Annotated in this window: 22 protein-coding genes and 1 riboswitch; of the genes, 9 read left to right on the top strand and 13 right to left on the bottom strand. The window is 66.6% G+C overall.

Features of this window, described 5'->3' with window-relative positions:
• Positions 1 to 210: 210 nt before the first annotated feature.
• From LMF57_RS02990 to LMF57_RS02980, 3 genes are all read left to right on the top strand, one after another.
• Entirely contained in the window at positions 211 to 2,604 is a 2,394-nt protein-coding gene (locus tag LMF57_RS02990) for an autotransporter outer membrane beta-barrel domain-containing protein (RefSeq protein WP_229290763.1), read from the top strand.
• Positions 2,605 to 2,994: 390 nt separating this feature from the next.
• Positions 2,995 to 5,382 carry an autotransporter outer membrane beta-barrel domain-containing protein gene (locus tag LMF57_RS02985; RefSeq protein WP_229290760.1) on the top strand — a complete coding sequence of 796 codons (2,388 nt, stop codon included), beginning with the start codon at positions 2,995 to 2,997 and terminating at the stop codon, positions 5,380 to 5,382.
• A 508-nt stretch (positions 5,383 to 5,890) separates the two neighbouring features.
• On the top strand, positions 5,891 to 6,301 hold the full coding sequence (locus LMF57_RS02980; protein WP_229290758.1) for a hypothetical protein: 411 nt from the start codon (positions 5,891 to 5,893) through the stop codon (positions 6,299 to 6,301).
• A gap of 157 nt (positions 6,302 to 6,458) precedes the next feature.
• Here LMF57_RS02980 and thiL read toward each other — a convergent pair whose 3' ends face one another.
• The 5 genes from thiL to LMF57_RS02955 all read right to left on the bottom strand — a co-directional run bounded on the left by thiL (position 6,459) and on the right by LMF57_RS02955 (position 10,372).
• Complete coding sequence (gene thiL, locus LMF57_RS02975) at positions 6,459 to 7,421, bottom strand: thiamine-phosphate kinase (protein WP_051562411.1); 963 nt, start codon at positions 7,419 to 7,421, stop codon at positions 6,459 to 6,461.
• 120 nt (positions 7,422 to 7,541) lie between these two features.
• Positions 7,542 to 8,021, bottom strand: coding sequence for a transcription antitermination factor NusB (gene nusB / locus LMF57_RS02970; RefSeq protein ID WP_093818893.1), 480 nt, complete (start codon positions 8,019 to 8,021; stop codon positions 7,542 to 7,544).
• Complete coding sequence (gene ribH, locus LMF57_RS02965) at positions 8,018 to 8,485, bottom strand: 6,7-dimethyl-8-ribityllumazine synthase (RefSeq protein ID WP_229290756.1); 468 nt, start codon at positions 8,483 to 8,485, stop codon at positions 8,018 to 8,020. The genes nusB and ribH overlap by 4 nt, the downstream gene beginning before the upstream one ends.
• A gap of 187 nt (positions 8,486 to 8,672) precedes the next feature.
• Positions 8,673 to 9,773, bottom strand: coding sequence for a 3,4-dihydroxy-2-butanone-4-phosphate synthase (gene ribB, locus LMF57_RS02960; protein WP_025876641.1), 1,101 nt, complete (start codon positions 9,771 to 9,773; stop codon positions 8,673 to 8,675).
• Positions 9,770 to 10,372, bottom strand: a complete 603-nt coding sequence (locus LMF57_RS02955; protein ID WP_117309522.1) for a riboflavin synthase — start codon at positions 10,370 to 10,372, stop codon at positions 9,770 to 9,772. Before LMF57_RS02955 ends, ribB begins: the two co-directional genes overlap by 4 nt.
• A gap of 77 nt (positions 10,373 to 10,449) precedes the next feature.
• Positions 10,450 to 10,596: riboswitch (FMN riboswitch) on the bottom strand.
• Between the two features lie 236 nt (positions 10,597 to 10,832).
• Here LMF57_RS02955 and LMF57_RS02950 point away from each other — a divergent pair.
• The 3 genes from LMF57_RS02950 to LMF57_RS02940 all read left to right on the top strand — a co-directional run bounded on the left by LMF57_RS02950 (position 10,833) and on the right by LMF57_RS02940 (position 13,106).
• Positions 10,833 to 11,456 carry a hypothetical protein gene (locus LMF57_RS02950; protein ID WP_117309521.1) on the top strand — a complete coding sequence of 208 codons (624 nt, stop codon included), beginning with the start codon at positions 10,833 to 10,835 and terminating at the stop codon, positions 11,454 to 11,456.
• A 149-nt stretch (positions 11,457 to 11,605) separates the two neighbouring features.
• Positions 11,606 to 12,487, top strand: coding sequence for a hypothetical protein (locus LMF57_RS02945; protein ID WP_229290754.1), 882 nt, complete (start codon positions 11,606 to 11,608; stop codon positions 12,485 to 12,487).
• Entirely contained in the window at positions 12,474 to 13,106 is a 633-nt protein-coding gene (locus tag LMF57_RS02940; RefSeq protein ID WP_229290752.1) for a hypothetical protein, read from the top strand. The genes LMF57_RS02945 and LMF57_RS02940 overlap by 14 nt, the downstream gene beginning before the upstream one ends.
• A 64-nt stretch (positions 13,107 to 13,170) precedes the next feature.
• Here LMF57_RS02940 and ribD read toward each other — a convergent pair whose 3' ends face one another.
• The 6 genes from ribD to LMF57_RS02910 form a co-directional block, all read right to left on the bottom strand.
• Positions 13,171 to 14,256 (bottom strand): bifunctional diaminohydroxyphosphoribosylaminopyrimidine deaminase/5-amino-6-(5-phosphoribosylamino)uracil reductase RibD, encoded by a 1,086-nt coding sequence (ribD, locus tag LMF57_RS02935; protein ID WP_229290751.1) that lies wholly within the window; start codon positions 14,254 to 14,256, stop codon positions 13,171 to 13,173.
• Between the two features lie 173 nt (positions 14,257 to 14,429).
• A complete protein-coding gene (nrdR, locus tag LMF57_RS02930) occupies positions 14,430 to 14,951 on the bottom strand; it encodes a transcriptional regulator NrdR (protein ID WP_025876654.1) in 522 nt (173 codons plus the stop codon).
• 94 nt (positions 14,952 to 15,045) lie between these two features.
• Positions 15,046 to 15,489, bottom strand: coding sequence for a hypothetical protein (locus LMF57_RS02925; protein ID WP_208082633.1), 444 nt, complete (start codon positions 15,487 to 15,489; stop codon positions 15,046 to 15,048).
• A 30-nt stretch (positions 15,490 to 15,519) separates the two neighbouring features.
• Positions 15,520 to 15,939, bottom strand: a complete 420-nt coding sequence (locus LMF57_RS02920; protein ID WP_208082632.1) for a hypothetical protein — start codon at positions 15,937 to 15,939, stop codon at positions 15,520 to 15,522.
• Positions 15,940 to 16,006: 67 nt separating this feature from the next.
• Positions 16,007 to 17,260, bottom strand: a complete 1,254-nt coding sequence (gene glyA, locus LMF57_RS02915; RefSeq protein WP_229290749.1) for a serine hydroxymethyltransferase — start codon at positions 17,258 to 17,260, stop codon at positions 16,007 to 16,009.
• Positions 17,261 to 17,444: 184 nt separating this feature from the next.
• A complete protein-coding gene (locus LMF57_RS02910; protein WP_049469467.1) occupies positions 17,445 to 17,921 on the bottom strand; it encodes an RcnB family protein in 477 nt (158 codons plus the stop codon).
• Positions 17,922 to 18,173: 252 nt separating this feature from the next.
• Between LMF57_RS02910 and ettA the strand changes: the two genes are divergently transcribed.
• The 3 genes from ettA (at position 18,174) to LMF57_RS02895 (ending at position 22,153) form a co-directional block, all read left to right on the top strand.
• Entirely contained in the window at positions 18,174 to 19,838 is a 1,665-nt protein-coding gene (gene ettA / locus LMF57_RS02905; protein ID WP_117309515.1) for an energy-dependent translational throttle protein EttA, read from the top strand.
• 245 nt (positions 19,839 to 20,083) lie between these two features.
• Complete coding sequence (locus tag LMF57_RS02900; RefSeq protein WP_117309514.1) at positions 20,084 to 20,773, top strand: outer membrane beta-barrel protein; 690 nt, start codon at positions 20,084 to 20,086, stop codon at positions 20,771 to 20,773.
• Between the two features lie 63 nt (positions 20,774 to 20,836).
• Positions 20,837 to 22,153: an NCS2 family permease gene (locus tag LMF57_RS02895; protein WP_025876668.1), complete on the top strand. Its 1,317-nt coding sequence runs from the start codon at positions 20,837 to 20,839 to the stop codon at positions 22,151 to 22,153.
• A 42-nt stretch (positions 22,154 to 22,195) separates the two neighbouring features.
• Here LMF57_RS02895 and bcsZ read toward each other — a convergent pair whose 3' ends face one another.
• Together bcsZ and bcsC are read right to left on the bottom strand one after the other, a co-directional pair.
• Entirely contained in the window at positions 22,196 to 23,329 is a 1,134-nt protein-coding gene (gene bcsZ, locus LMF57_RS02890; protein ID WP_229290748.1) for a cellulose synthase complex periplasmic endoglucanase BcsZ, read from the bottom strand.
• Entirely contained in the window at positions 23,313 to 26,888 is a 3,576-nt protein-coding gene (gene bcsC, locus LMF57_RS02885) for a cellulose synthase complex outer membrane protein BcsC (RefSeq protein WP_229290747.1), read from the bottom strand. Before bcsC ends, bcsZ begins: the two co-directional genes overlap by 17 nt.
• Between the last annotated feature and the right edge of the window lie 3 nt (positions 26,889 to 26,891).

The following is a 26,891-nucleotide window of genomic DNA, read 5'->3' as shown; positions in this document are numbered from 1 at the left end:
GGGATGGACGGTCAATACCGCTTTGCAACTAATTGCATGGGAACACCCCATTCCATGCCGGAGACTGGAGGCCATTTCGGACATAGCCTTTCGCAACTCACCCACTGATTCACGCAATCATCACGGCGTGGTGGTCATATCCGCCTGCCTGAAAAGGGTGTTGTCGACCGTTGACGTGTCCCCAGCCGCTCTCCAGCAAAAGGACCCATCATGACCCGCTCTTTTATCCGATGCCTGCCCACACGACGCCCGCTGGCACAGTCGCTGCTGTTGGCGCTGGCCACGTTGCCGGCAGCGGTTGCCTACGCGGCCGATCTGGATGGACAGACGGTCGAAATCGACGCCAGCGCGCCCTTTGAACACTGGACACTGGTCAACGGCTCATCGCTCACCGCTCTCAGCACCCGCATCTGGACCCTGACCGCTAGCGACACGTCGGTCATCGAGCTTGAAGACACATCGGTGGTTGCAACCGGCCATGCCGAACGCGCGGTCTTTCTGCAGGGCGCCAGCTCACTGCTTTCCCGTAGCTCCTCATTCTATGGCGGCATCCACCTTCAGCCGAACGGCGCCTCGGCCCGGCTGTATGACAGCCGGATCTACATCGACCCCTTCGACCTTTCTTTCCCTCACTCGATCGGCGTCGATATTTCCAGCACCGCCTCAGGTGCTCCATCAGACAATGCATATGCGCTGATCGATTCCACCCGCATTGATGTAGGAACCTTGCCCGGGTGGCAACTCCGCTTCAGCGGCCTCGGCGTGCGCCTGATGGCTGGCAGCATGGACATTGTCAACGACTCCGTTGTCTCGGGCGAAAACGTGGGCGCCTTCCTGTGGGCCGAGTCGAACCCGGCACAGCGGATTGCCTTGACCGTGGACCACTCCGTGCTGATCGGACACCGCGGCGCTGCGATCCGGGTCAATGCAGGTTCCCAGAGCACGTACGACATCAATGTGGTCAATGGCGGCCAGCTCGGTGGCGGCGATGGCAACCTGCTACTGGTAGGGAACGACATGCGCCCGGTCAACACGCGTACCGACGTCAACTTCAACGTGGACGATTCCCGCCTGGTAGGCAACATCACGCTCGATTCGACCACGGCGACAGCAGCTACGATCAATGTCGCCCTCCGCAACAAGGCGCAGATCGACGGTCGCTTCATCAACGTCACCAGCGCCAGCATTGATGGCGACAGCACCTGGCTGATGACCGGCGACAGCAACGTCGGCCACCTCGCGCTGGGCAGCACCGGCACCGTGGCACTGGGCAATGCCAGCACCTTCAATACCCTTACTGTCGACAGCTTCGACGGCTCGGGCGGCACCCTGCTGTTCAACACCCACCTGGAAGATGACAGCTCGGCCACCGACAAGCTGGTCATCAACGGCGATGCCAATGGCCAGGCCAACGTGCGCGTGCTCAATGCCGGCGGTGCCGGTGCGAAGACCGACCGCGGCATCGAGCTGATCGATATCGGCGGTGCGTCCAACGCGCAGTTCGACCTTGTCGGCCGTGCAGTGGGCGGGCAATACGAGTACTTCCTGGTGAAGGATGCCAACGGCAACTGGTACCTGCGCTCGCAGACCGGTGCCGGCCCGGACCCGTGCGTGGTCGATCCCACCCTGCCCGAGTGCACGCCGATCGATCCGGTGGACCCGGTGGATCCGATTGATCCGCCGCCGCCGGTGCTGCGCCCGGAAGCCGGCGCGTACCTGGCCAATCAGTTCGCGCTGGACCAGTTGCTGCGCCACGGCTGGCGCGACCGCCGGGGCGGCAGCACCGGCGCCACCGACGGCGTGCGCGGCTGGGCCCGTGTTGACGCTACGCAGAGCAAGCTCGGTGCGGTGGATGACCAGCTCGACCTGCGCGTGGATCGCTCGCGCCTGCAGCTGGGTGCGGACGTGGGCGTGTTCGACAACGACCATGGCCGCGTCGGCGTGATGGGCACCATTGCACAGTCCCGCGCTACCTCGCGCTCGGACCTGACCGGCTACAGCGCACGCGGCAAGGTGGAAGGTGGCGCACTGGGCGTGTACGGCAACTGGAGCACCGATGCGCTGTATGTGGACGCCAGCGTGCAGCGCGGCCAGTTCCGCAACCGCGTGCAGGGTGAAGGCCTGGCCGAGGAGCGTTACGACTCGGATATCTGGCAGTCGTCCGTGGAAGCCGGTTACCGCTTCAACATCGGCCAGATCGGCAGCACCGCGCTTAGCCTGCAGCCGGAACTGCAGCTGGTGTACACCGATGCAAAGACCGACGTGCATACCGAAACCAACGGCACCGTGGTGCGTGCAGCGGGCAACAGCGGCCTGTCCGGTCGTGCCGGCCTGCGCCTGCAGGGTGAATCGCGCTCGGCGGTGGGCGCCTCGGTCAGCCCGTATCTGGCGGCCAACTGGTACCGCGATGGTGCCGGTAATGGCATCGCCTTCGACGATGAAGTTCTGAAGGCCGGCATCCCGCGCAACCGCTATGAACTGAGCGCGGGTGCGCGCGTGGAATTCCGTTCCGGTTTCAGTGCCTGGGGCGGGTTCGGGGTGATGCGCGGTGACAGCGGGTATCGCGAAGCGACGGCGAACCTGAGCGTGGCCTACACGTGGTGATGTGAGCACGAACGGCGCCGGAGAGATCCGCCGCCGTTCTGCTTTCTGTAGCGCCGAGCGGATCTGTTGCACCGCAGCTTCTCGGGCCCGCGTCGCCTGCGATGAACAGTGCCCAACCCGATCAGCAGCCTAATCCAGCCTTTACAACAAATTGCATGGGCTGAAGCCAGCGTCCCGCCCAGAATTCGTGCCGATCAAGACATGAACCGGCGAATTCAGCTCATCCCAGCCGCTTCACATGAACGCCCCAAAAAAAGCGCTTACGTGAACGAATGGATGGGCGAATTCGGCGCAGGCGCACTTGCGCACGATGCGGGACTCAATCGCCGCCTCGGCCGCCGCCCGCGTCAATCGGGCCCTGCAATCCACTTCTGCCATGAGGACCTACCCATGCGTCATCGCTACAGCATTTCCCAACCCAAGCTGCTGCCACTGGTCCATGGCTTGTTGGCCGCACTGGCTCTGGCCCCTTCAACGGCGGCGTTTGCAGGTGACCTGGACGGAGCTTTCGCCTCCGTGCACCCGGGCGATGCCGTCGAGGAGTGGACGTTGAAGAACGACGCATTTCTGGGCGTGCAGGACGCTGAGACGCAGACCATCAGCGCCGATACCTCCCAAATCAACGCCTTCCGCGCCACGATCAGCCGCAGCGGCATACATCAGCACGCCGTGGCACTTTACGGCACGGCCTTGTTTCAGTCCGAGGGAAGCACGCTCCGCGGCGGTGGCGTCCTCGTCAGCGGAGCCTCAATGGCGCACATGATCGGAAATCGTGTGCTGGTGACCGCTGAAGATGGTCTGTCACCCACTGAAGCACTCAGCATCGGCCTCTCGATGGGTGGCACGCCGGCCGGCCCGCCGCTGCCCGGTGCATCGGCCATCATCGACTCTACCTATATGCGCGTGGAAGACACCGCCACCGGCAGCGACATTGCCAGTGGGCTGGGCGTGCGCATGCAGAATGGCAAGGTAAGCATCGTCAACGGATCGCGCATCGACGCGGACAACGTGGGCGTACTAATGATGGGCACGTTCCGCACGCCAGACACCCTGCAGTTGGTGGTTGATGGCTCTACGATCTCATCTGGCCGCGGCGCCGCGATCCGTGTGGCCGCCGCCGAAGCGGCCGACTTTGACATCACCGTGGCAAACGGTGCGCAGCTGATTGCGGGCAACGGCAATCTGCTGCAGGTCGATTCCCGCAGCGGCAGCGCCACACCCGGTGCCAGCCACGTAACGTTCAACGTGGATGATGCGCGGCTTGCGGGCAATGTCAGCTTCGACGCCGCCACGGTCGATGGCAGCCTGGACGTCAGCCTCCGCAACAAGGCGCAGATCGACGGCCGCTTCATCAACGTCACCAGCGCCAGCATCGACAGCGACAGCACCTGGCTGATGACCGGCGACAGCAACCTCGGCCACCTCGCGTTGGGCAGCACCGGCACCGTGGCACTGGGCAATGCCAGCACCTTCAATACCCTTACCGTCGACAGCTTCGACGGCACGGGCGGCACCCTGCTGTTCAACACGCACCTGGGCGATGACAGCTCGCTGACCGACAAGCTGGTGATCGCCGGCGACGCCAACGGCCAGGCCAACGTGCGTGTGCTCAATGCCGGCGGTGCCGGTGCGAAGACCGACCGCGGCATCGAGCTGATCGACATCGGTGGTGCGTCCAACGCGCAGTTCGATCTGGTCGGCCGTGCCGTGGGCGGGCAGTACGAGTACTTCCTGGTGAAGGACGCCAACGGCAACTGGTACCTGCGTTCGCAGACCGGCGCCGGCCCGGACCCGTGCGTGGTCGATCCCACCCTGCCCGAGTGCACGCCGATCGATCCGGTGGACCCGGTGGATCCGCCGCCGCCGGTACTGCGCCCGGAAGCCGGCGCGTACCTGGCCAACCAGTTCGCGCTGGACCAGCTGCTGCGCCACACCTGGCGCGACCGCCAGGGCGGCGCCGCAGCGGCGGATGGTATTCGCGGCTGGGCCCGGGTGGACGCCACGCAGAGCAAGCTCGGTGCGGTGGATGACCAGCTGGACCTGCGCGTGGACCGCTCGCGACTGCAGCTGGGTGCGGACATCGGCGTGTTCGACAACGGCCGTGGCCGCGTCGGTGTGATGGGTACCGCTGCACGCAGCAGCGCCACCTCGCGCTCGGACGTGACCGGCTACAGCGCACGCGGCAAGGTGGAAGGCGGCTCACTGGGCGTCTACGGCAACTGGAGCACTGATGCGCTGTATGTGGACGCCAGCGTGCAGCGCGGCCAGTTCCGCAACCGCGTGCAGGGTGAAGGCCTGGGCGAGGAGCGTTACGACTCGGACATCTGGCAAAGCTCGCTGGAAGCGGGTTATCGCTTCAACATCGGCCAGATCGGCAGCACGGCGCTGAGCCTGCAGCCGGAACTGCAGCTGGTCTACACCGATGCAAAGACCGACGTGCATACCGAAGCCAACGGCACCGTGGTGCGTGCAGCGGGCAACAGCGGCCTGTCCGGTCGTGCCGGCCTGCGCCTGCAGGGTGCATCGCGCTCGGCGGTGGGTGCCTCGGTCAGCCCGTATCTGGCCGCCAACTGGTACCGCGATGGTGCCGGTAATGGCATCGCCTTCGACGACGAAGTGCTGAAGGCCGGCATCCCGCGCAACCGCTATGAACTGAGTGCGGGTGCGCGCGTGGACTTCCGTTCCGGGTTCAGTGCGTGGGGCGGGTTTGGCGTGATGCGCGGTGACAGCGGCTATCGCGAAGCGACGGCGAACCTGAGCGTTGCTTACAAGTGGTGATGTAAACACGAACGGCGCCGGAGAGATCCGGCGCCGTTCTGCTTTCTGCTTTCTGTAGCGCCGAGCATGCTCGGCTGCTCTTCGGTCGGATCGCGATGAGCCGAGCATGCGCTCGGCGCCACAACAGATGTCGCAACTGGCACGCGCAGGCGTGCTCCGGCTTCGCGCAGCGCGTTCGATATGCGTCCGCAATGTTTTCGAAATTGAAACTTTTCTGATTGGTATAGCAGCATCTGCGTGCACATCATGGCGCGCCACCGACAACGGGTGGCACGGGCTTGCAATCCCGTTTGGCAAAGGCGTTGTTTACGCTTGCCTGTCGGCGTCGCTCTTTCCTTGTTGGGCGGCGTCGGCAGGCAATCCGTCCGTGCCCTATGGCGGGCGGTGCGTGGGGGTCTCGTACCCGCCGGCGTTTCGCGCTTTTGCCACCGGTATTGCAACCACGCACCGTCCGCCGCCCTCGCCCAGCGCGGGGGCGGCCCCTTGCTCCTCACTCAAGGACGCCGCCATGACTTCTTCGCTCTATCCCTATCTGTTCGCCACACTGGGCGACGCCGTCGAACGCTTGCCGGATGACCTGGCCAAAGCACTGGAAACCACGTTGGGCAGCACGATGCGCACCCACGCCGACGAAGGCATCACCCTGCTCGGCTGCCTGCAGCGCATCCGCCACGTGGACGCCGCCGATGGCCAGCCGTGGCCGGACAAAGGACGCAAGCAGTGCTTTGGCTTCGCGATGGCACGCATCGACCGCGCCAATGCCGGGCTGACCTTGCTGCTGGAACTGCTGCACGCCATCGAACGCGTACGCGTGGACGGCGATGCCGACCAGCAGGTGGGCGATGACGTGCGCGAAGGCTTGCTGCTGGCCTGCCGTGGGCTGGCCGAGTATGTGGATGTGCAGTTGCGGGTGGCGTAAGCAGGGCTGCCGCACGCGCCGGCCCTGCCCTTGGTAGCTGCCAACCTTGGTTGGCATGGCCGCAAGGCCATATGCAGGACGAGACGGCGTGCCAACCAAGGTTGGCACCCACCAGGACAACGCGGTAGCGCCGGGCCATGCCCGGCGTTCTCGTGTGTCAGGCGAAATGCTCGTATCCGCTCGGGCCGTCGTGGCCTTCGGTGTGCACGCCCTGCCCTTCCATGATGCGGCCGATGCGGGTGATCGGCACGTCCAGCGATTCGGCCACGTAGTGCAGCGCGTCGCGCTGGTCGGCGGCGGCGGTGAAGCACAGTTCGTAGTCGTCGCCGCCGTGCAGCGCGCAGTCACGGGCGCCATCACGGCCGAGCAGTTCGCGCAGTGCCGACGACATCGGCAATGCATCGGCGTCGACTTCGGCGCGCACACCGCTGCGTGCGGCGATGTGGCCCAGGTCGGCCAGCAGGCCATCGGAGATGTCCACGGCGGCATGCGCGAATGCACGCAGGCGCAGGCCCAGGGTGACGCGCGGGGTGGGACGCAGCAGACGCAGGCGCAGGGTTTCGTAGTCGGCCAGCAGGGTGGCGGCGGTGACGTTCAATGCGCCCTGCTGCCACAGGCGCAGGGCACCGGCAGCATCGCCGAGGGTGCCGCTGACCCAGATGTCATCGCCAATCTGTGCGCGATCACGACGCAGGGCCTGGCCGCGGGATACCTGGCCCATCGCGGTCACCGACAGCGACAGCGGGCCACGCGTGGTGTCACCGCCGATCAGGGCGATGTCGTGCTGGTCGGCCAGGGCGAAAAAGCCATCGGCGAAGGCATCGATCCAGTCTTCGCTGGCCTCGGGCAGCGACAGCGCCAGCGTGCACCAGGCCGGGCGCGCGCCCATCGCCGCCAGGTCGGACAGGTTGACGGCCAGCGTCTTCCAGCCGATGTCGAACGCCGGGGTCTCGGCCGGGAAATGCACGCCGCTGTTGAGCGTGTCGGCGGTGACCACCAGTTGCTCGTTCGGGCGCGGCTGCAGCAGCGCGGCGTCATCGCCGATGCCGAGCACGATGTCGTCGCGCTCGACGGTGCGGGCGCGGATGCGGTCGATGAGGGCGAATTCGGCCAGGGACATGGGGCGCTCCCGCGTTTGTACGTGCCGCGCCGTGCGCGGTGGGCGGTAGTGCCGGCCGCTGGCCGGCAACCTCAGAATCCCTGCAGTTGCCGGCCAGCGGCCGGCATTCCCACAGGTGGGTCAGTGACCCGATTCGACCTTGCGCCATTCCACGGCGGCACGATCCAGCACGCCGTTGACGTAGGTGTGGCCATGTTCGGAACCGAAGCGCTTGGCCGATTCGATGGCTTCGTTGATCACCACGCGGTACGGCACGTCCAGGCGGTAACGCAGTTCGTAACCGGCCAGGCGCAGCACCGCGCGTTCGATCGCGTCCACTTCGTCGATGCCACGGTCCAGGTACGGGCCGAAGGCTTCGTCGATGTCGCGACGGTTGTCGAGCACGCCATGCACCAGCGCTTCGAAGTACGCCAGGTCGGCGATTTCGCGGGCCTGTTCGTGGGCGAACTGGGCGATCAGCGACTGTGCGTTGCCGCCGGAGATCTGCCAGGCATAGATGGCCTGCACGGCACGACGGCGCGCGCGCGAGCGCAGCACCGGATCGATGCCATCGCGGCGGACGGGTTTACCGGAGGGCTTGCCCTGGGTGTTCTTGTTCATGGCAGCTGCTCCAGAAGGTTGACCATTTCCAATGCGGCGAGTGCGACTTCCTCGCCCTTGTTGCCGTGGCTGCCGCCTGCGCGGGCCTCGGCATCTTCCACGCGCTCCACGGCCAGCACGCCGTTCAGCACCGGCACGCCGAAGTCCAGCTGGACGCGCATCAGGCCTTCGGCACAGCGGTCGGCCACGTGTTCGTAGTGGCGGGTGTCGCCACGGATCACGCAGCCCAGGGTAAGGATGGCGGCGTGTTCGTGGGCGGCGGCCAGGCGCGCGGCGACCAGCGGCAGCTCCCAGGCACCCGGCACGCGGATCACGTCGATGTTGGCTTCGGCAACGCCGTTGCCGGCCAGGCTCTGGCGGGCGCCAGCGACCAGCACATCGGTGATGCGGGCGTTCCAGCGGCTGGCCAGGATGGCGAAGCGCGCCGATTCGGGAGTGCGAAGATCGCCTTCGTAGTGGCTCATATGCGGCTTGGGATTCGATTAAGGGGTAATTCTACCGTGGATGGGCCCCGGCCGTGGCTGCTGCCCCCGTGTGCCAACCGCTGGCTCTACACCCCGGGTAGTGCCGGCCGCTGGCCGGCAACTGCAGTTCCCTGAGGTTGCCGGCCAGCGGCCGGCACTACCGGTCATGGGGCGGCCGGCGAAGCGGTCACGGGGTAACCGTCTCCACCACTTCCAGACCATAGCCGGCCAGGCCGACCTGGCGGCGGGGCGTGCCCAGCACGCGCAGCTTGCCCAGGCCCAGGTCGGACAGGATCTGCGCACCGGCACCGTTGCGGCGCCACTGGCCCACATCCTTGTCCTTGCCCGGCACCACCGGCGCCGGCTGCTGGCGCAGGCGGGCCAACAGCGCTTCGCCGTCGCGCGGGGCCGACAGCACCACCATCACGCCGCTGCCTTCCGCGGCGATCGCGCGCAGGGCATCGGTGGCCGCCACGCCGAAGTCATCACGGCGCCAGTGCAGCAGGTCGGCCAGCGGGTTTTCCACCTGCACGCGCACCAGGGTGGGCGTGTCCGCATCCGGAGTGCCGCGGACCAGGGCGAAATGCAGGTCGTGGGCGATGCGGTCGCGGTAGGTGACCAGCTTGAACGGACCGAACTCGGTGTCGATATCACGCTCGTCCACGCGCTCGACAGTCTTTTCGGTGGCCAGGCGATAGGCGATCAGGTCGGCAATGGAGCCCATCTTCAGGCCGTGCTCGCGGGCGAACACTTCCAGCTCCGGGCGGCGCGCCATGCTGCCGTCCGGGTTGAGGATCTCCACCAGCACGCCGGCCGGTTCCAGCCCGGCCAGCATGGCCAGGTCGACGCCGGCTTCGGTATGGCCGGCGCGGGTCAGCACGCCACCGGGCTGGGCGATCAGCGGGAAGATGTGGCCCGGCTGGTGCAGGTCCGACGGCTTGGCATTGGGCTTCACCGCGGTGCGGATGGTATGCGCGCGGTCGTGTGCCGAGATGCCGGTGGTCACGCCCTCGGCCGCTTCGATGCTGACAGTGAAGTTGGTCTGGAACTGCGCGGTATTGGCCTGCACCATCGGCGCCAGGCCGAGGTCGGCGGCGCGTGTGCGGGTAAGCGGCAGGCACACCAGGCCGCGGCCATGGGTGACCATGAAGTTGATGTCGCTGGCCTTGACCAGCTCGGCGGCCATGATCAGGTCGCCTTCGTTCTCGCGGTCTTCGTCATCGACGATGACCACCATGCGGCCGAGGCGGATGTCTTCCAGGATGTCGGGAATCGGGGCGAAGTTCATGCGCGGGCTCCTTCACCCAACAACCGCTCGACATAACGAGCCACCAGGTCGATTTCCAGGTTCACCGCGCTGCCCACGCCGGTGGCGGAGAACGCGGTATTGGCCACGGTGTGCGGGATCAGCGCCACTTCAAAGCCTTCGTCGTCCACTTCGTTGACGGTGAGGCTGACACCGTCCACGCAGATCGAGCCCTTCTTGGCGATGTAACGGCGCAGGGCGGCCGGCGCGGCGAAACGCCAGCGCTGGGCACGCGCATCTTCATGGATGGACAGGACCTGGCCGAGGCCGTCGACGTGGCCGCTGACCAGATGGCCGCCAAGGCGGTCGGTCGGGCGCATGGCACGCTCGAGGTTGATGACCGCACCTTCGGACAGCTGGCCCAGCGTGGTCAGGCCCAGGGTCTCGGTGGACGCATCGGCCTGGAAGCTGCCGGCGTCGAACGCGATGACGGTGAGGCAGACGCCGTTGATGGCGATGCTCTCGCCCATCTGCACGTTGTCGAACGGCAGGTTGCCGACATTGAAGGTGAAGCGGACATCGCCGCCGATGGATTCGCGTGCGGCCAGACGGCCGACGCCTTCGATGATTCCAGTAAACAAGTAACGTTCTCCGCAGAAAGTGAGCGAAAAACGCCGCAAGGCAAACAGGCGGGCGCAGGGCTGCAAAGGCCCTGTGGCACCGTCTTCTTTCATCCGGACTATGACCGTCGGCTCCGGCATTGGACCGGATCTGCTGACCCCCGGCGGGTAGGCCGGGGCGCTCGCGGGCTCGTGCTTTCGCACCTACCGCCGGTGGGGAATTGCACCCCGCCCTGAAGACGTTTGTATACCGGCGAACCGGCGCGGGCATTGTAGCAGCCCCGCTCGCGGGGCCGGGACCGTCTGGGCGGGCCACCGTTCAGTTGTCAGTTGTGACCGACTTCGCGCTATGGCAGAGGCAAGTCGCCAGCGTCTGGCCTTTCGTAAAACTTTCATTAAACTCGGCCGTCGGACGACATGAGGTCGCCACGGGCTGCCGCACAGGTGGACCGCCAATGGACTGATATTCACAGGAATTCCCATGCGCAAGATCCTGATCGTGGCCACCCTGCTGGCCGCTGCTCCGTTCTCGGCCTCCGCCGATGCCCTGAGCTACACCTACGTTGAAGGCGGCTGGACCCAGGTCAAGGTTGACGACAACAACCTGGATGATCCGAAGGTCGATGGCGGCTACGTGCGTGGCTCGTTCGCACTGGCCGAACAGGTACATGTCTTCGGCGGCTGGTCGCGCACCAGCAAGACCTATCGCTATACCGACGGCTCGCTCAAGCTTGAACTGGACCAGCCGGAACTGGGCATCGGCTACCACATGCCGTGGAGCGACCGCGTCGACTATACCGCCGACATCGCCTGGGTGCGCCAGAGCGCCGAAGTGACCGATCGCTACGACGGTCTGGGCACCGATCGCTTCAAGGACCACACCAATCTGGTGCGCGCCACCATGGGCGTGCGTGGCAAGCCCTCGCGCATGACCGAAGCCTGGATCAAGGCCGGTTACATGGACGGTGGCAATGAATTCAAGGGCACCTGGGTCGGCACCGTTGGTGGCCAGATCAACTTCACCGAGACCTGGGGCCTGGTGGGCGAAATCTCCGGCTACCGCGACGTCACCCAGTACTCGGCCGGCGTGCGCGCCAGCTTCTGATTGCCCGATCCTCGTCGTGCGATCGAACGGGCTCCGCGAGGGGCCCGTTTTTTGTTGGCCGTCGCGCGCAATACGCTTGGCTGCGGCACGCCATCGAATGCAATGGCAATTGCGCTAGGCTTGCCGCCCTCTGGAACAGGAACACCGTCATGAAGACCCCGATCCGCCGCCTGCTGGCCACCGCACTGCTGTGCGCCCCGTTGTTCGCCGCAGCCGCCCCGGCGCAGCTGAGCCCCGAACAGACCTTCGATCTGTACGCACGCGCATTGCTGGAAGACGATGCCGCCGCCACGCGCACGCTCAACGATGCATTGAAGCCGGCCTTCGACGGCCAGGACTCGGTAACGCCGGTGCCGGGCATGATGGCCCAGGCCCTGGCCGAGCCGTGGCAGACGGTGCTTGCCGTGGCCGGAGTGAAGGGCGATCCGGCAGCGGCGGAAGCGATGTACGCCAAGGCGCTGAAGGCCTCGCAGTGCCGTGCCACGCGCAGCACGGTGGAAGATAACGAATTCGTGGACGACCAGAAGATCGCCAAGGTCGATTTCAGCTGCCAGCTGGCCGACCTGGGCAGTGTGCAGCCGTTGTTCCTGGCCAGCCTGACGGGTGAGGACAAGGCTCCGCGCGCGCGCTTCACCGAGGCCTATACCCAGGCCCTGCAGAGTGGCCCGCGCAAGGCCGTGACCGGCACCCTCACCCTGTACACCGCCAAGGACAAGGGCTACTGGTACAGCAGCAACTTCGATGATCTGGTGGGCCCGGTGCTGGATGCGCTGGCGCCGTTCGATGCCTGGATGCAGGACGTTGAAGCAGCCAAGGCACCGAAGGTGACCGGCGTGCCGGCCTGCGATCTGCTGCTGCAGCAGCACCGCAGCTGCGTGGCGAAGATCGCACCGGACCAGATCAGAGGTGTGGAGGCGATGACCGAAGAGTTGAAGGCCAAGACGCAGGTGATGTCGGCCGAGGAAATGACGCAGGAGTGCAAGGCACTGCGTCCGATGGCCGAGATGATGTGGACCGATGCGTGCGCGTGAGTTCACTGCGCTGAAGCGACTGGGGCTGGCTGCATTGCTGGCCCCTGCTGCGGCACAGGCGGCGCCGCCTGTGCCCACGCCCGGACACGTGTTCGAGCTGTACGCACAGGTGATCGTGCACGGCGATACCGCCGCCCAGGCCGAGCTGGGCCGCTATCTGGGTACATCCAAGGGCCCGGCGATCGCGGCGGCGCTGGCGAGCGTAAGCCATCTGGACCAGGCGCCTGAAATGGCCGATTGGCCGCAGGCCGCCGCGGCCCTGCGCAGGCGCCAGACATCGGTGCGTTGCAGTGTCGGCAGCGTGCATCATCCGCAGGCAGACATTGCCGATGTTGACTACCGTTGCCACCTGCCGGACCTGACGGCCCTCCTGCCCGTCTATCGGCAGCACCCGGTGCCATTCAACGGACCACATCCACCGCAGATGGCGAGCGAACTGGCTACGGCGTATACGCAGATGATCGCGACGGCACCGGACCGGGAAAGGATCATCACCGTGTCCTTCGAGCGCGATCATGACGGCGGCGCTTGGCGCGTACAGAACCCGTCGCCGCTGATGGGCGAACTGGCCGATGCGTTCCTGCCGTTCTTCGAGTGGAACGAGCACCCGCCGAACTGAAAAGGGGACGGAGGGGATCAAGTCGTTCTTGCCACAAACGACTTGATCCCCTCCGTCCCCTTTTTCATGGCCGCAGCAGCAACCGCAGATCCTCACCCACCTGGCGCTGGTCGACCACGCGCAGGCGGCGCTGTTGGTCCATCACGTCGATGCCGAGGTCGGCCAGCAACGGGCGGCCGCTGTCGCCCAGCAGTGTTGGCGCCTGGTACATCAGCAGTTCGTCCACCCAGCCACCACGCACCAGCGCGCCGGCCAGCGTTGCACCGGCTTCGGTGTGCACCTCGTTGATGCCGCGCTCGGCCAGCAGTGCCAACACCGCGCCCAGATCAAGGCGACCGTGGCGGACGGCTACGCTGGCAAAGGCCGCGTCAGCAGCGTCGGGCGGACTGACCATTGCATCGTGCAGGTACAGCGTGGGCGCCCCACTCTCGCGCACACGGCTGCATTCCAGCGAGCGCAGGCGGGAATCGAGGACGACGCGCAGGGGCGGCATGACTTCAGTGTCAGCCAGGCGCACGGTCAGCATCGGGTCGTCGGCGATGACGGTGTCGGCGCCGGTGAGGATCGCGCCAGCGCGCGCGCGCCAGTGCTGCACATCTTCGCGAGCGGCGGGGCCGGTGATCCACTTCGAGCTGCCGTCGGCCATCGCGGTACGGCCATCGAGGCTGGCGGCCAGCTTCACCCGCAGCCACGGACGACCGCGCTCCACGCGCGACAGGAAGCCCTTGTTGAGTTCCCGCGCCTGTGCCGCCATCAAGCCCTCGGCGACCTCGATGCCGGCGTCACGCAGCAGGTCGAAGCCACCGCCATCGACTTTCGGGAACGGGTCGCGCATCGCCGCGACCACACGCGACACGCCGGCCTCGATCAGCGCCAGTGCGCACGGCGGCGTGCGGCCGTAATGCGCGCAGGGTTCCAGGGTGACGTAGGCGGTGGCACCACGCGCGTCGCTGCCCGCTTCGCGCAGGGCGAAAACTTCGGCATGCGGGCCGCCAGCGCGCTGGTGCCAGCCCTGCCCGACCACGCGCTCGCCATGGGCGATCACACAGCCGACCATCGGATTGGGACGGGTGGTATAGGCACCGCGCTCGGCAAGCCGCAATGCGGCGGCCATGTGCAGGTGGTCAAGGACGGTGAACGATAGGCTCATGCCACCATGGTACCGCCGTCAGCACGATGCCAGCCAAGGCCCAGTAGATCCACGCCATGCGTGGATGGGCGGTACGGCGCCAACCAAGGTTGGCAGAGCCCAGTAGATCCACGCCATGCGTGGATGGGCAGCACGGCGCCAACCAAGGTTGGCAGCTACCGATGCAAAGGCCGTCAGCCCTTCTTTTTCTTGGTCAGGGCGATCACATCGCCCAGCAGTTGCAACTGCTCGGTGCTGGAAGGCAGGTCGCGTTCGAGCTTCTCGATTTCCTCGCGGAAATCGGCGACATCCTCAAAGCTGCGATAGACCGAGGCGAAACGCACATAACCGACATGGTCAAGCTTGCGCAGTTCGTTCATCACGAACTCGCCCACTTTGATCGACGGCACTTCGCGTTCGCCGCTGATGCGCAGCTGGTGCACCACTGCGCGCACCGCCGCCTCGATCTTCTCTTCCGGCACCGCACGCTTCTGCAGCGCGCGGTCAAAGCCGGCGCGGACCTTGCGGGCATCGAAGGCTTCGCGGGTGCCATCGCTCTTGACGATGGCCGGCAGCTTCAGTTCAACGGTTTCCAGCGTGCTGAAGCGTTCGTTGCACGCCTCGCACTCACGCCGACGGCGAATCGTCGCGCCGTCTTCGGAGACGCGCGAGTCGATGACCCGTGTATCGGCATGCTGGCAGAAGGGGCAATGCATTGAACGCCTGGCTCAGGGAAATACCTGCTGCCACGGTCGTGGTAGCGTCGCAAAGGTACCTGAGAAGGGGTTTTGCAGCAAATGCAGGCGGCAATCAGCCTTGTCCGGCAAGGCCCGGAGCGCGACGCAACCACACCAGATGCGCAGCCGGCACCAGCAGCGGCACGCCCAGTACCAGATAGCCCAGTACCTGCCAGGGGCTGCCGGCAAACAAGCTGAAAAGCACCACGCTGATCACCGCCAGCGCCGCCATGGCGCCCAGCGCCAAGCCGATCCAGGGAATAGGGGCGGTGTGCCGCAGGCCATCGCGCCCCCGCCACAGGTAGCGGATGCTGAGCCACAACCAGGCCAGCAAGCCGATCACACCCGCCAGCGCCCACAGCAACAGCACCGCACCTTCGTCGCCGCGCATCAGGCCGTGCCGGGTCAGGAAGGTGTAGATGCCGAAGCCGGCGACGCCGCCACCGGCCACCAGTGCAGGCAACCCCAGCAGCAGGCATTGGGCGATATACAGGCGTTTGTGCAGGCGCTCATCCATGCGTTCGAATCTCCTTGCTGGCTGCTTGCTTCACGTGCGTGGTCGCAGCCACAACAGCATGCCGGCCGGGACCAGCATCGACGGCCCCAGCAGCAGCAGACCGGAGCCTTCGGCGTGAACCGTGACGCTCCACCACGCCGCCAGCCCCAGCGGCGGCAAGGCGGCCAGACCGCCGGCCAGCAACATCCACCACCAGACCGGCCGCACCCGCAGGCCGGCACGTCCGTGCATCAGGTAACCCGCACTGAGCCACAGCCAGGCCAGGCAGCCGGCCATGCCGGCCAGGCCCCACAGCGGCATCAGCGTCACCGATGCCAGGGTGCCGTGACCAAACTGGCCCAGGCCCATCAACAGCAGCAGCATCGCTGCGGCCCCGCCGCCTACCAGGCTGGGCAGGCCGAAGAGCACAGCCAAGGCTGCATAGAGATACCTGAGGCGGCGCTCATCCATGCGCGGGTACTCCGGTGCCGGGGTCAGAACCCTTCCCGCAGGGAAGGGCTCCGACCCCAGTGCCCGGTCAACCGTAGACCGGGTACTTGCGGCACTGCGCGCTGACCGCATCACGCACGCGGGCGATCACGGCCTCATCGGCCGGGGCGTCGAGCACGTCGGCGATCCAGTTGGCCAGGTCCACGCAGTCCTGTTCCAGGTAACCGCGGGTGGTCACCGCCGGGGTGCCCAGGCGCAGGCCAGAGGTCACGAACGGCGAACGCGGGTCGTTCGGCACCGAGTTCTTGTTGACGGTGATATGGGCCTTGCCCAGCGCAGCTTCCGCGTCCTTGCCGGACACGTCCTTGCCGATCATGTCGACCAGCATCAGGTGGTTCTGGGTGCCGCCGGAGACGATCTTGTAGCCGCGTGCGATGAGCGTGTCGGCCATCGCCTGCGCGTTCTTCACCACCTGCTGCTGGTAGGTCTTGAAGCCCGGCTCCAGCGCTTCCTTGAAGGCCACGGCCTTGCCGGCGATGACGTGCATCAGCGGGCCACCCTGGATACCCGGGAACACGATCGACTGCAGCTTCTTGACCAGGTCTTCGTCGGCGCCCTTGGCGACGATGATGCCGCCGCGCGGGCCGCGCAGGGTCTTGTGGGTGGTCGAGGTGACCACGTGCGCATGTTCCAGCGGGCTCGGGTAGACGCCAGCAGCAACCAGGCCGGCGACGTGCGCCATGTCGACGAACAGGTAGGCACCGACCTTGTCGGCGATGGCGCGGAAGCGCGCCCAGTCGATCACCTGCGAGTAGGCCGAGAAGCCGGCCACGACCATCTTCGGCTTGTGCTCCAGGGCCAGGCGCTCGACTTCGTCGTAATCGATCAGGCCCTGGTCGTTGACGCCGTACTGCACGGCGTTGAACAGCTTGCCCGAGGCGTTGACCTTGGCACCGTGGGTGAGGTGGCCGCCGTGGGCCAGGCTCATGCCGAGGATGGTGTCGCCCGGCTGCAGCAGCGCGAAGTACACGGCCTGGTTGGCCTGCGAGCCGCTGTGCGGCTGCACGTTGGCGTAGTCCGCGCCGAACAGTTCCTTGAGGCGGTCGATCGCCAGCTGTTCGGCGATGTCCACGTATTCGCAGCCGCCGTAGTAGCGCTTGCCCGGGTAGCCTTCGGCGTACTTGTTGGTCAGCTGGCTGCCCTGGGCTTCCATCACCGCCGGGCTGGTGTAGTTCTCGCTGGCGATCAGCTCGACGTGGTCTTCCTGGCGCTGGGTCTCAGCGGCGATGGCCTTGGCCAGTTCGGGATCGTAGGTTTCGATGCGGACGTCACGCGGGAACATCGGGTACTCCAGCAGGCGGGGAAAGGGGTGCGGCTCAGCCCTCAATTGTAGCCCCGCCCCGGCCTGCTGGGGCCGAAACGACCGGGGCCGGATTCGACGAACGAATCCGGCCCCGTATGGTTTCGAATGGCGCTGTGGGGTCAGAGCCCTTTCCTGCGGAGAGGGTTCCGACCCCGGCGCTGCATCAACGGTTGTTGATGATGTAGTCGGCGATGATGCCGGTTGCCACGGCCACCAGCAGCATGTTGCCGCGGTCATCGCGGATCCAGTGGTGGCCGTACGGCGGGCGGCGCAGGTGGTAGCGCGGGTAGTCGTTCACCACGTAGATCGGGCCGCGGTAGTAATCGCGGTAGCGGTGGCCGCGCTGCCAGCCATAGCCATAGCCGGGCCGGTAGCCCGGGCTGTAGACCACGCGCGGCGGCGGCGGCGCCGGGCGGTAGTAGCCATGGTCGTAGCGGCGGTCGTGGCGGTAGTCACGGCGCGCTTCGCGGCGGTCGCGTTCCCAGTCGCGGCGGTCGTGGCGCCACTCGCGGCGATCTTCGCGCCATTCACGGCGGTCGTGGTCGCGACCACGGTGGTCGTTGTCGGCGAAGGCCGGGGCGATGGCGCCCAGCGCCAGTACAGAGGCCACGGCGCCGGCCATGAGTCGATGGATGTGCATGGGAGACCTCTGTTGGGTGGGTGGTGAGCCCATATTGCGCATTCGATCTGAACGGTTTCCGGCTGGAAACGCTTCCCGCTGCGGGACTGTGACGGCCCATTCAGTCCTCGGCCAGCCCCGGGCGCTGCGGACGGCGCGGGGCGTAAGCGGTTCCGGCTATAATTGGGGGTATTCCATTCAGTCTGTGCCCGCTGCCGCAACGGGAAATTCCCCGTGACGGACCGGGCGCAGGGTCGCGCCTACGGAGACCTCATGTCCTCGCAATACATCTACACCATGAACCGCGTGTCCAAGGTGGTCCCGCCCAAGCGGCAGATCATCAAGGACATCTCGCTGTCCTTCTTCCCGGGCGCGAAGATCGGCCTGCTGGGCCTGAACGGTGCCGGCAAGTCCACCGTGCTGAAGATCATGGCCGGCGTGGACACCGATTTCGAGGGCGAAGCCCGCCCGCAGCCGGGCATCAAGGTCGGCTACCTGGCACAGGAACCGGAACTGGACCCGACCAAGACCGTGCGTGAAGCGGTGGAGGAAGGCGTGGGCGAGGTGTTGCAGGCACAGGCTGCGCTGGACGCGGTCTACGCCGCTTATGCCGAAGAAGGCGCCGATTTCGACGCGCTGGCCAAGGAACAGGAGCGCCTGGAGGCGATCCTCGCCGCCGGTGATGCGCACACGCTGGAAAACCAGCTGGACGTAGCTGCCGATGCGCTGCGCCTGCCGCCGTGGGATGCCATCGTCGGCAAGCTGTCCGGTGGTGAAAAGCGCCGCGTGGCGCTGTGCCGCCTGCTGCTGCAGAAGCCGGACATGCTGCTGCTCGACGAACCGACCAACCACCTCGACGCCGAGTCGGTGGAATGGCTGGAACAGTTCCTGGCGCGCTACACCGGCACCGTCGTGGCGGTCACCCATGATCGCTACTTCCTGGACAACGCCGCCGAGTGGATCCTGGAACTGGACCGTGGCCGCGGCATTCCGTGGAAGGGCAACTACACCGACTGGCTGACCCAGAAGGATGAGCGCCTGAAGCAGGAAGACAACCAGGAAAAGGCCCGCCAGAAGGCGATCCAGAAGGAACTGGAGTGGTCGCGCCAGAACGCCAAGGGCGGCCGCACCAAGGGCAAGGCCCGTCTGGCCCGCCTGGAAGAGCTGCAGTCGGTCGATTACCAGAAGCGCAACGAGACCAATGAAATCTTCATCCCGCCGGGCGAGCGCCTGGGCCAGGCGGTGATGGAATTCAAGAACGTCTCCAAGAAGTTCGGCGACCGCCTGCTGTTCGACAACCTGAACTTCCTGGTGCCCTCGGGCGCCATCGTCGGCATCATCGGCCCGAACGGCGCCGGTAAGTCGACCCTGTTCAAGATGATCACCGGCCAGGAAAAGCCGGACACCGGCGAGATCGTGGTCGGCCCGACCGTGCAGCTGTCCTATGTGGACCAGAGCCGCGACGCGCTGGAAGGCAACCACAGCGTGTTCCAGGAAATCGCGGGCGGCCTGGACATCCTCAACATCAACGGCATCGAGATCCAGTCGCGCGCCTACATCGGCCGCTTCAACTTCAAGGGCCAGGACCAGCAGAAGATGGTCGGTTCGCTGTCCGGTGGTGAGCGTGGCCGCCTGCACATGGCCAAGACCCTGCTGCAGGGTGGCAACGTGCTGCTGCTCGACGAACCGTCCAACGACCTGGACATCGAAACCCTGCGTGCGCTGGAAGATGCGCTGCTGGAGTTCCCGGGCAACACCTTCGTCATTTCGCATGACCGCTGGTTCCTGGATCGCATCGCGACCCATATCCTGGCGTTCGAAGGCGATTCGCACGTGGAGTTCTTCCAGGGCAACTACCGCGAGTACGAGGAAGACAAGCGCCGCCGCATGGGCGACGACGCTGCGCCGAAGCGCCTGCGCTTCAAGGCGCTGAAGTAAGCAAGAACGAAAGGCCGCGCTCGCGCGGCCTTTCGCCTTTCATGGGCTGCTATCGATTTTTATTGACGCTTTTGGCCTCTTCGCGACGCGCTTCAACGCCACCCGGCTGAAGGCTGCCCGTGTAAAGCAGTGTTGATTCCTTGTCGCACACGGCATCCTCCGTACTTTGCAACTCGTTGTATGTTCCCGGCCCAACGCTTCGGTTTTCCTACGCACCCGATTCATCCCCCTCGTAGGAAAACACCATGAAAGCACTGATCTCCACCACGGCAGCGCTGCTGCTGTCGGGCACTGCCGCGGCCGCGCCGGCGAACTGGGAAGGCATCTACCTGGGTGCCCATGCCAGCCATGGCGAAGGCCACAGCCAGGACCGCAGCAACGCCAATGCCTCTGAAAAAAGCATCCGTGGCTTCGCTGGCGGGCTGCAGGTCGGCCGCAACTGGCAGTTCGACAACAATGTAGTTGCCGGGATCGAAGGCACCCTTTCCTTCGGCAACATCACCCAGGAGTGGAAGGACCGCGACAACCACCAGTACAGCCCTTACTACGGCAAGGATGCGGTGACCCGTTCGGGCGCAGTCAACCTGACGCTGGGTTACGCGGCGGGCCAGTGGCTGCCGTACGTCAGCGCCGGCGTGAGCGTGGCCCGCCAGGAGTTTTCGCTGGGCTGCGACAAGTCGCTGGTGGAGGCCACCAATGGCTGCCGCGTGGCCGAATTCGAAACCCGCGCGTCCCATGTATCCACCGGCGCGAACGTCGGCGCGGGCGTGCTGTACCGCTTCAGCGACCAGCTTTCGGCGGGTGCGGAGTACCGTTACACCCATCTGGGCTCCAGCCCGGTTTACCTGGAAGATCCCAACTACCCGGCTGCGGCGCGACGCAGCTTCCATACCAACTACAGCAGCGTTACGCTGAAGTTGAACTACCACTTCTAACCGCCTGGCGACGCACCCGCCGGTCCTTCGGGCGGCAGGGCGCGCAGGTACGAGAGATCTGCGATGTCCCTGTTCGAACGCCTGTTCCAGCTGCAGCAGCACGGCACCACCGTGCGCACCGAACTGCTGGCCGGTGTCACCACCTTCCTGACGATGTCCTACATCGTCTTCGTCAATCCCGAGATCCTGGGCACCACCGGCATGGACGCCGGTGCGGTGTTCGTGGCCACCTGCCTGGCCGCGGCGCTGGGCTCGGTGGTGATGGCGCTGGCGGCCAACTTCCCGGTGGGCATGGCCCCGGGCATGGGCTTGAATGCGTTCTTCGCCTTCACCGTGGTCGGCGCGGCCGGCCTGCCCTGGCAGCAGGCGCTGGCGGCGGTGTTCATTTCCGGCCTGGTGTTCCTGGTGCTGTCGCTGACCGGCGTGCGCGCGTGGCTGGTGTCGGGCATCCCGGCGTCGTTGCGGTCGGCGATCGTGGCCGGCATCGGCCTGTTCCTGGCCATCATCGCGCTGCAGAAATCCGGGGTGATCATCGGCAACGAGGACACGCTGGTCGCGCTGGGCCCGCTCAATACCGCGCCGCCGCTGCTGGCACTGGGCGGCTTCCTGCTGATTGCGATCCTGGAAGCGCGGCGTGTGCGCGGTGCGATCCTGATCGGCATCCTGGCGGTGACCGCGGCCGGCTGGGCGTTGGGCGATCTGCAGTACCACGGGCTGGTGTCATTGCCGCCGAGCCTGGCGCCGACCTTCCTGCAGCTGGACCTGCCTGGCCTGCTGCACCACAACGGCGGCGCGCCGATCGCCGTGCTGCTGCAGGTGGTGCTGGTGTTCGTGCTGGTGGAAGTGTTCGATGCCACCGGCACGTTGTATGGCGTGGTCGGCCGTGCCGGCCTGCTGAAACTGCCGGGTGCGCAGAAGCGGTTCGGGCGCGCGCTGCTGGCCGACAGCACGGCGATCGTGGCCGGCTCGCTGCTGGGCACCAGCAGTACCACCGCCTTCGCCGAAAGCGCCTCGGGCGTGCAGGTGGGTGGCCGTACCGGTTTGACCGCACTGGTGGTCGCTGCGTTGTTCCTGGCCGCGCTGTTGTTCTCGCCGCTGGCGGCAATGGTGCCCGGCTATGCCACCGCGCCGGCCCTGCTGTTCGTAGCCGGACTGATGCTGCGCGAACTGGTGGAAGTGGACTGGAGTGACCTGACCGAATCCGTACCCGCCGCGCTGTGTGCGCTGGCGATGCCGTTCACCTATTCCATCGCCAACGGCCTGGCCTTCGGCTTCATTGCCTATGCCGCGCTGAAGGCCGGCACCGGCCGCTGGCGCGAGGTGCACCCGGCGGTGTGGCTGGTGGCGGTGCTGTTCGTGCTGCGTTACGCGCTGGAGTGATCGCCTGTTGAAGGGCCCGCCGGGCATCGCCCGGCCGTTGCATCACCAGCGCGGCTGCAGGCGTCCGTCGGCAGCGAAACGCCAGCGGCCTTCGGCCCAGCCGCGACCAAACAGGGTGAGCACCTGCGAGTAGTACGCGGGCTCGTCGGCGCGCTGCTGCTCGGCGCTGGGCAGGCTTTCCAGCAACGCCGCAGCACGGGATTTTTCCCCCTGCGCCAGCAGGTAGGGCAGCAGTGCGGCACGGAACCCATAATTGCCCTCGCCCTGCCCTTTGCCGGTGCGCGTGTCTATTTTTTCCCACATCGGCGCACCGCTGCGCAGGCGCTGCAACGGGCCGGACAGCGCACTGAGCTGGCGACGGAACAAGGGATCGCGCGGCGCGGTCATGCCGGCCCAGGTGTAGCAGCGGATGGCGTCGTACCCCCCCACAGCCCCCTTCACGGGATCGACGATGAAGCTGCCATCCTTCCACGCGGCCCAGTCCGGCGCGAACCCATGCGGACTGGTCTGCTGCAGCAGGGCCACGGTGTTGTCGGCCAGCGCCTGCCAGGGGCCGCTTCGATCAACCCCTGCGAATCGCCGCAGCAACGGCAGCGGCAGGTAGCTCGGATTGACCCGGGTGGCGCCGTCTTCGATGAATCCCTGCGGCCCCGGCAGCAGCATCGGCCCCAGCGTGGGTATCTGCACGATTTCGCGCGCACGCACCTGTGCCAGCATGCCTTCGGCGATGGCCTGCAGCGCGGGGCGGCGCCACAGGCGTGCAGCTTCCAGCAGTGCGTAGGCGAGCCACAGGTCCGAATCGGATGCAGGATTGTCGTCCAGCAGGCGCCAGCCTTCCTTGCCCTGCCCCCACAACCAGCCTGGCAGGCGCGCGGCCATGTCACCGCCTGCGAGGTTGTCCTGCGTCCAGGCCAGGATGCGGTCGAACAGTGCAGGATCGTTGTCGACCAGCGCGAAGAACAATGCATAGGACTGGCCCTCCGATGTGCTGCGCTGATCGTCCTGGCTGCGGTCGATCATGCGCCCATCGCGGCTCAGGCTGCTGTCCTGCAGCACCTGCCAGGCCGGCCAGCGCGATGCTGTGGTGACCGCGCCAACACCGGCGCTGCCCAGCAGCGGCAGCAGGACTGTCGCCTGCAGCAGACGGCGGCGTTGCAGGTCAGCGGAATTCGCCATACGGCACCAGCGGAGAGACGGGCAAGGGCAGGTTTCCCTGCCACGGTCTGAAGGAATAGCGCAGGTACAGCTGGAAGGTGTTCGGCGAAAAATCGCGGCTGCGCTGCAGGGTACCGGCCGCCCCCAGCACGACGTGATCACCCAGGCGCCGCTCTACTGCTGCGTACAGGCGATAGCCCGTACCGGTACTGCTGCCATCGGTGGTGTACAGGCCATCCGGGTCCAGTTGCAGCGGACCGTACTGCGGTTCCAGCTGTGCGATGACCCGCTGGATGAGGGCCTCGTCGGGGAAGCGGCTGATCGAGCGGGTGCGTGCATTGGAGACACTGACCGAACCATCAACGCGCACCGACCAGTCGTCGTTGCGCCAGGCGAAGCCCACCGGCAGGCTCAATGACGCGTAGCGCTGCGGGCTGTAGTAGCCGCCCTGCCCCAGCGAATAGCCGCCCAGGTCCTTCTGGTAGCGCCAATACATCGCGGTGGTTCCCACGTCCAGGCGCATGTCCGGGCGTTGGATCAGCTTGTGGTACCAACCGACCATCGCCCGCGCGCGGGTGTTGTCCACCACGTTGTGACCGATGAGCTGGTGCCAGCTCCAGTTCGACCACACGCCGTTGCGCCCGCCTTCGTCGTAGCCGAGGCTGAAGGTCACGCCATTGGCGGTGACACCGCCCCAGGCAATGCCGCTGCGTGGATCGATCGCGCCAGCCTGCGACAGCAGCGAATTGGTCATCGGCCGCCGCGATACGGTCGCTCCCCAGCCCAGCCGGCCGAGGTCGCCATTGAGAGTGACGCCGCCCAGCCAGTTGCCCACCACGTAGTTGGACGGCGAATGGCCGATATCGAAATTCCAGCGATCATCCAGGGTGCGCCAGCCGACGGCAAAGCCGGCACCCGAACTGCGCCGCTGGTGTACGTAGCGGGTGCAGCCCGGCGCCTGCAGCTGCGTGCCGTCGGCCTGCAGCAGGCCCAGGTCGCAGCTGCCGAAATCGTCGCTGTAGGTGCCATCGGCATCGGTCTGGAAACGGCCTGCATCGAAATGCACCTGCTCGATGCGCGCCCAGCCCAGGCCACCGGCAAACGGTGCATCGAGATGGGCAATGCGGGTATCGCGTGTCAGTTTCGAGATGCCAGGTGTGCCGTCGCTGCGACGGCCGGAATCCTGCATCACGGTCAGCGTCGGGTTTTCCTGCTGGTACAGGGTTTCCACGTCGCTGCGCAGGCTGCGCCGCAACCAGTCGTCGCCGGCGGTTTCGCGACTGGCCAGGGTCAACGCGCGGTTGTCGCGCGGCTGCGCCTGCGACGGTGCGATCAGGCCATTGTCGGCCATCGCCCGTGCGTACATGTCCAGCGCCTGCTGCGGATCTTCGCGCCGTACAAGACGCGCCGCATCGCGCCAGGACTGGGCGTCCGGTGCGCTCTTGCGGGCAAGCAGCGCGCGCAGGATCTGCAGCGCCTTGGCGTCTTCATGCAGGTCGGTCCAGATGGTCGCCAACTGGCGTTGCTGGCCGATCGCATCATCGGCCACCACGGGGGGCGCGTCGTGCATCTGCCGACGGGCACTGACCAGGTCGCCGGTGCCGATCCAGGCCTGCAGCCGCCCCAGCTGCGCATCGAGATTGTCCGGCTGCACTGCCAGCACCTGCTGGTAGTAGTGCAGCGCCTGTGCATGATCATCGCGCAGGCGTGCCCACTCGGCCAGGATCAGCTGGTTGTCCGCGCTGGGCGGCTGTTGCTGCAGCAGGGCAATGGCTTCTGCTTCCCGGCCTTGCGCGCGCAGTTCCCACAGATGATCGATCAGCTGCTGGCGCTGCAGGCGTTCTGACAAGGCGCGCATGTCATCGTCCCACTGCGCACGCGGCACGCCTTCCAGCACGGCCAGCGCCTGTGGCAGGCGATCGGAGCCGGACAGGTACAGCGCCTGCGCGTAACGCGCTTCGATGCCGGCATTGCGCGCGGCCATATCGGCAACCACCGCATCTGCTTCGTCCAGCTTGCCGGCCGCCCGCAGTTCATTGCCCAGCGCATACGCCAGCCAGGCATCGCCGGGCAGTTCGCGGCGCAGCTCACGCCCCAACGTGATGGCCGCATCGGCATCACCAGCGGCCAACGCCTGCTCGCGACGCTCACGCAGCCGGCTGATCCGCAGCTGGCGCAGGTCTTCGGCGTACAGGGTGCGCTGCGCTGCAGGCAAGGCGTTGATGAAGGATTCCAGACGCTGCGGGTCGGTACGGCCATACAGCTGCACCAGCTTGCGGATCACATTGGCATCGCGCGGGGCGATCCGCCGCGCGGCCTGCAGCTGCCGCTCGGCGGCTTCATCGTCGCCACGCGCCACCGCGACATCGACCAGGCCGAGGATGGCGTTTATCTCGCGCGGTTGCTGCCGGCGCGCCTGCGAATACAGCGCCTGAGCGTCATCGAGCCTGGCAGCGGCCAGCGCGGCATCAGCCTGGTCCAGCAGCAACCAATAGCGGGTGCTGGTGATCAGGTCGCGCCATCTGTCGCTGGTATCGCCTGCGGGAGTGGCCTGCACGGCACGCTGGAAATAGGCGATGGCCTGCTCGCGGTGCCCCTGCCGCATCAGGGCCATGCCCAGCCCACCGAGGAACTCCGCTTCGCGCGGATAGCCGCGCAGCGATTGCAGGAAAGCGCGCTCGGCCTCTGCATTGCGACCGGCGTCGAGCAGCTGCTGGCCACGCAGGCCAGCGCGCCAGGAGGGATCGCTTACCCGCTTGTGCTGTTCGGCATAGCGTTCGCGCACCAGCGCGATGTCGCTGAAGGTGGGGTTGCGGGTGATGAATTCCTGCAGGCGGCGCACGTTGCGCTCGTCGGCAGGCTGGTCCTGCAGGTAGCCCCATTCGGCATCGGCCGCCAGCGCGCGCGCTTCCGGATTGCGCCCCATGCGCTGCAGCGCCGCCAGCGCATCGGCATCACGCCCGGCTGCGAACAACAGCTGCGACAGCGTCTGCAGAAGGGTGGTGTTGCCGGGGTAACTGCGGTCCAGCGCGGCCAGCTCGCGGATCGCGGCGTCGCGCCCGCTGGCCTGCGTGCCGCGCAGGCGCCAGTACTCCAGGCCCAGCTGCAGCCCCGGTGGATCGTCGTTGAACAGACGGCGGTAGATCGCCAACGCTTCGTCGCTGCGACCACCGGCGGCGAACAGGCGTGCCTGCTGCAGGTCCTGCTGCAGGTCGCCGCGATACGCGCGCCACAGGCGCTCACCGGCGGCCAGTTCGCGGCTGCCGGCGCCGAGCTGGCGCAGCCGCTGCAGGGTCGCATCGGCATCTTCCATCTTCTGCTGCGACAGCTGCACCTCCAGGATCGCCACCAGGGTGCTGCGGTCGTCCGGCGCCAGCATGCGCAGCCGGGCCAGGGCATCTTCGATCAGCCCCTGACGGCCGCTGGCCTCGCCGATGCGCACCTGCTGCAGCAGCCATTGCCGCTGCTCGGCGACAGTACCGCCGGGCGTGGCAGGCAGCGCCTGCGCCGCGCACGGGCCAGCCAGCCCGATCAGGACCAGGCCGGAGGCGGCGACCAGCGACGGCGGCATACGCACCATCAA

It is taken from the genome of Stenotrophomonas sp. SI-NJAU-1, from assembly GCF_020883215.1.
GTDB lineage: Bacteria > Pseudomonadota > Gammaproteobacteria > Xanthomonadales > Xanthomonadaceae > Stenotrophomonas > Stenotrophomonas indicatrix.
This window is presented reverse-complemented; position numbering and strand designations above follow the sequence as displayed.

Excerpts from the sequence above, each read along its gene's own strand:
- LMF57_RS02990 (WP_229290763.1), top strand. The coding sequence starts at position 211 with ATGACCCGCTCTTTTATCCGATGCCTGCCCACACGACGCCCGCTGGCA.
- ettA (WP_117309515.1), top strand. The coding sequence starts at position 18,174 with ATGTCCTCGCAATACATCTACACCATGAACCGCGTGTCCAAGGTGGTC.
- LMF57_RS02900 (WP_117309514.1), top strand. The coding sequence starts at position 20,084 with ATGAAAGCACTGATCTCCACCACGGCAGCGCTGCTGCTGTCGGGCACT.
- thiL (WP_051562411.1), bottom strand. The coding sequence starts at position 7,421 with ATGTCCCTGGCCGAATTCGCCCTCATCGACCGCATCCGCGCCCGCACC.
- LMF57_RS02910 (WP_049469467.1), bottom strand. The coding sequence starts at position 17,921 with ATGCACATCCATCGACTCATGGCCGGCGCCGTGGCCTCTGTACTGGCG.
- LMF57_RS02945 (WP_229290754.1), top strand. The coding sequence starts at position 11,606 with ATGAAGACCCCGATCCGCCGCCTGCTGGCCACCGCACTGCTGTGCGCC.
- bcsZ (WP_229290748.1), bottom strand. The coding sequence starts at position 23,329 with ATGGCGAATTCCGCTGACCTGCAACGCCGCCGTCTGCTGCAGGCGACA.
- bcsC (WP_229290747.1), bottom strand. The coding sequence starts at position 26,888 with ATGGTGCGTATGCCGCCGTCGCTGGTCGCCGCCTCCGGCCTGGTCCTG.
- LMF57_RS02895 (WP_025876668.1), top strand. The coding sequence starts at position 20,837 with ATGTCCCTGTTCGAACGCCTGTTCCAGCTGCAGCAGCACGGCACCACC.
- LMF57_RS02980 (WP_229290758.1), top strand. The coding sequence starts at position 5,891 with ATGACTTCTTCGCTCTATCCCTATCTGTTCGCCACACTGGGCGACGCC.
- nusB (WP_093818893.1), bottom strand. The coding sequence starts at position 8,021 with ATGAACAAGAACACCCAGGGCAAGCCCTCCGGTAAACCCGTCCGCCGC.
- ribH (WP_229290756.1), bottom strand. The coding sequence starts at position 8,485 with ATGAGCCACTACGAAGGCGATCTTCGCACTCCCGAATCGGCGCGCTTC.
- glyA (WP_229290749.1), bottom strand. The coding sequence starts at position 17,260 with ATGTTCCCGCGTGACGTCCGCATCGAAACCTACGATCCCGAACTGGCC.
- ribD (WP_229290751.1), bottom strand. The coding sequence starts at position 14,256 with ATGAGCCTATCGTTCACCGTCCTTGACCACCTGCACATGGCCGCCGCA.
- LMF57_RS02950 (WP_117309521.1), top strand. The coding sequence starts at position 10,833 with ATGCGCAAGATCCTGATCGTGGCCACCCTGCTGGCCGCTGCTCCGTTC.
- LMF57_RS02985 (WP_229290760.1), top strand. The coding sequence starts at position 2,995 with ATGCGTCATCGCTACAGCATTTCCCAACCCAAGCTGCTGCCACTGGTC.
- LMF57_RS02925 (WP_208082633.1), bottom strand. The coding sequence starts at position 15,489 with ATGGATGAGCGCCTGCACAAACGCCTGTATATCGCCCAATGCCTGCTG.
- nrdR (WP_025876654.1), bottom strand. The coding sequence starts at position 14,951 with ATGCATTGCCCCTTCTGCCAGCATGCCGATACACGGGTCATCGACTCG.
- ribB (WP_025876641.1), bottom strand. The coding sequence starts at position 9,773 with ATGAACTTCGCCCCGATTCCCGACATCCTGGAAGACATCCGCCTCGGC.
- LMF57_RS02920 (WP_208082632.1), bottom strand. The coding sequence starts at position 15,939 with ATGGATGAGCGCCGCCTCAGGTATCTCTATGCAGCCTTGGCTGTGCTC.
- LMF57_RS02940 (WP_229290752.1), top strand. The coding sequence starts at position 12,474 with ATGCGTGCGCGTGAGTTCACTGCGCTGAAGCGACTGGGGCTGGCTGCA.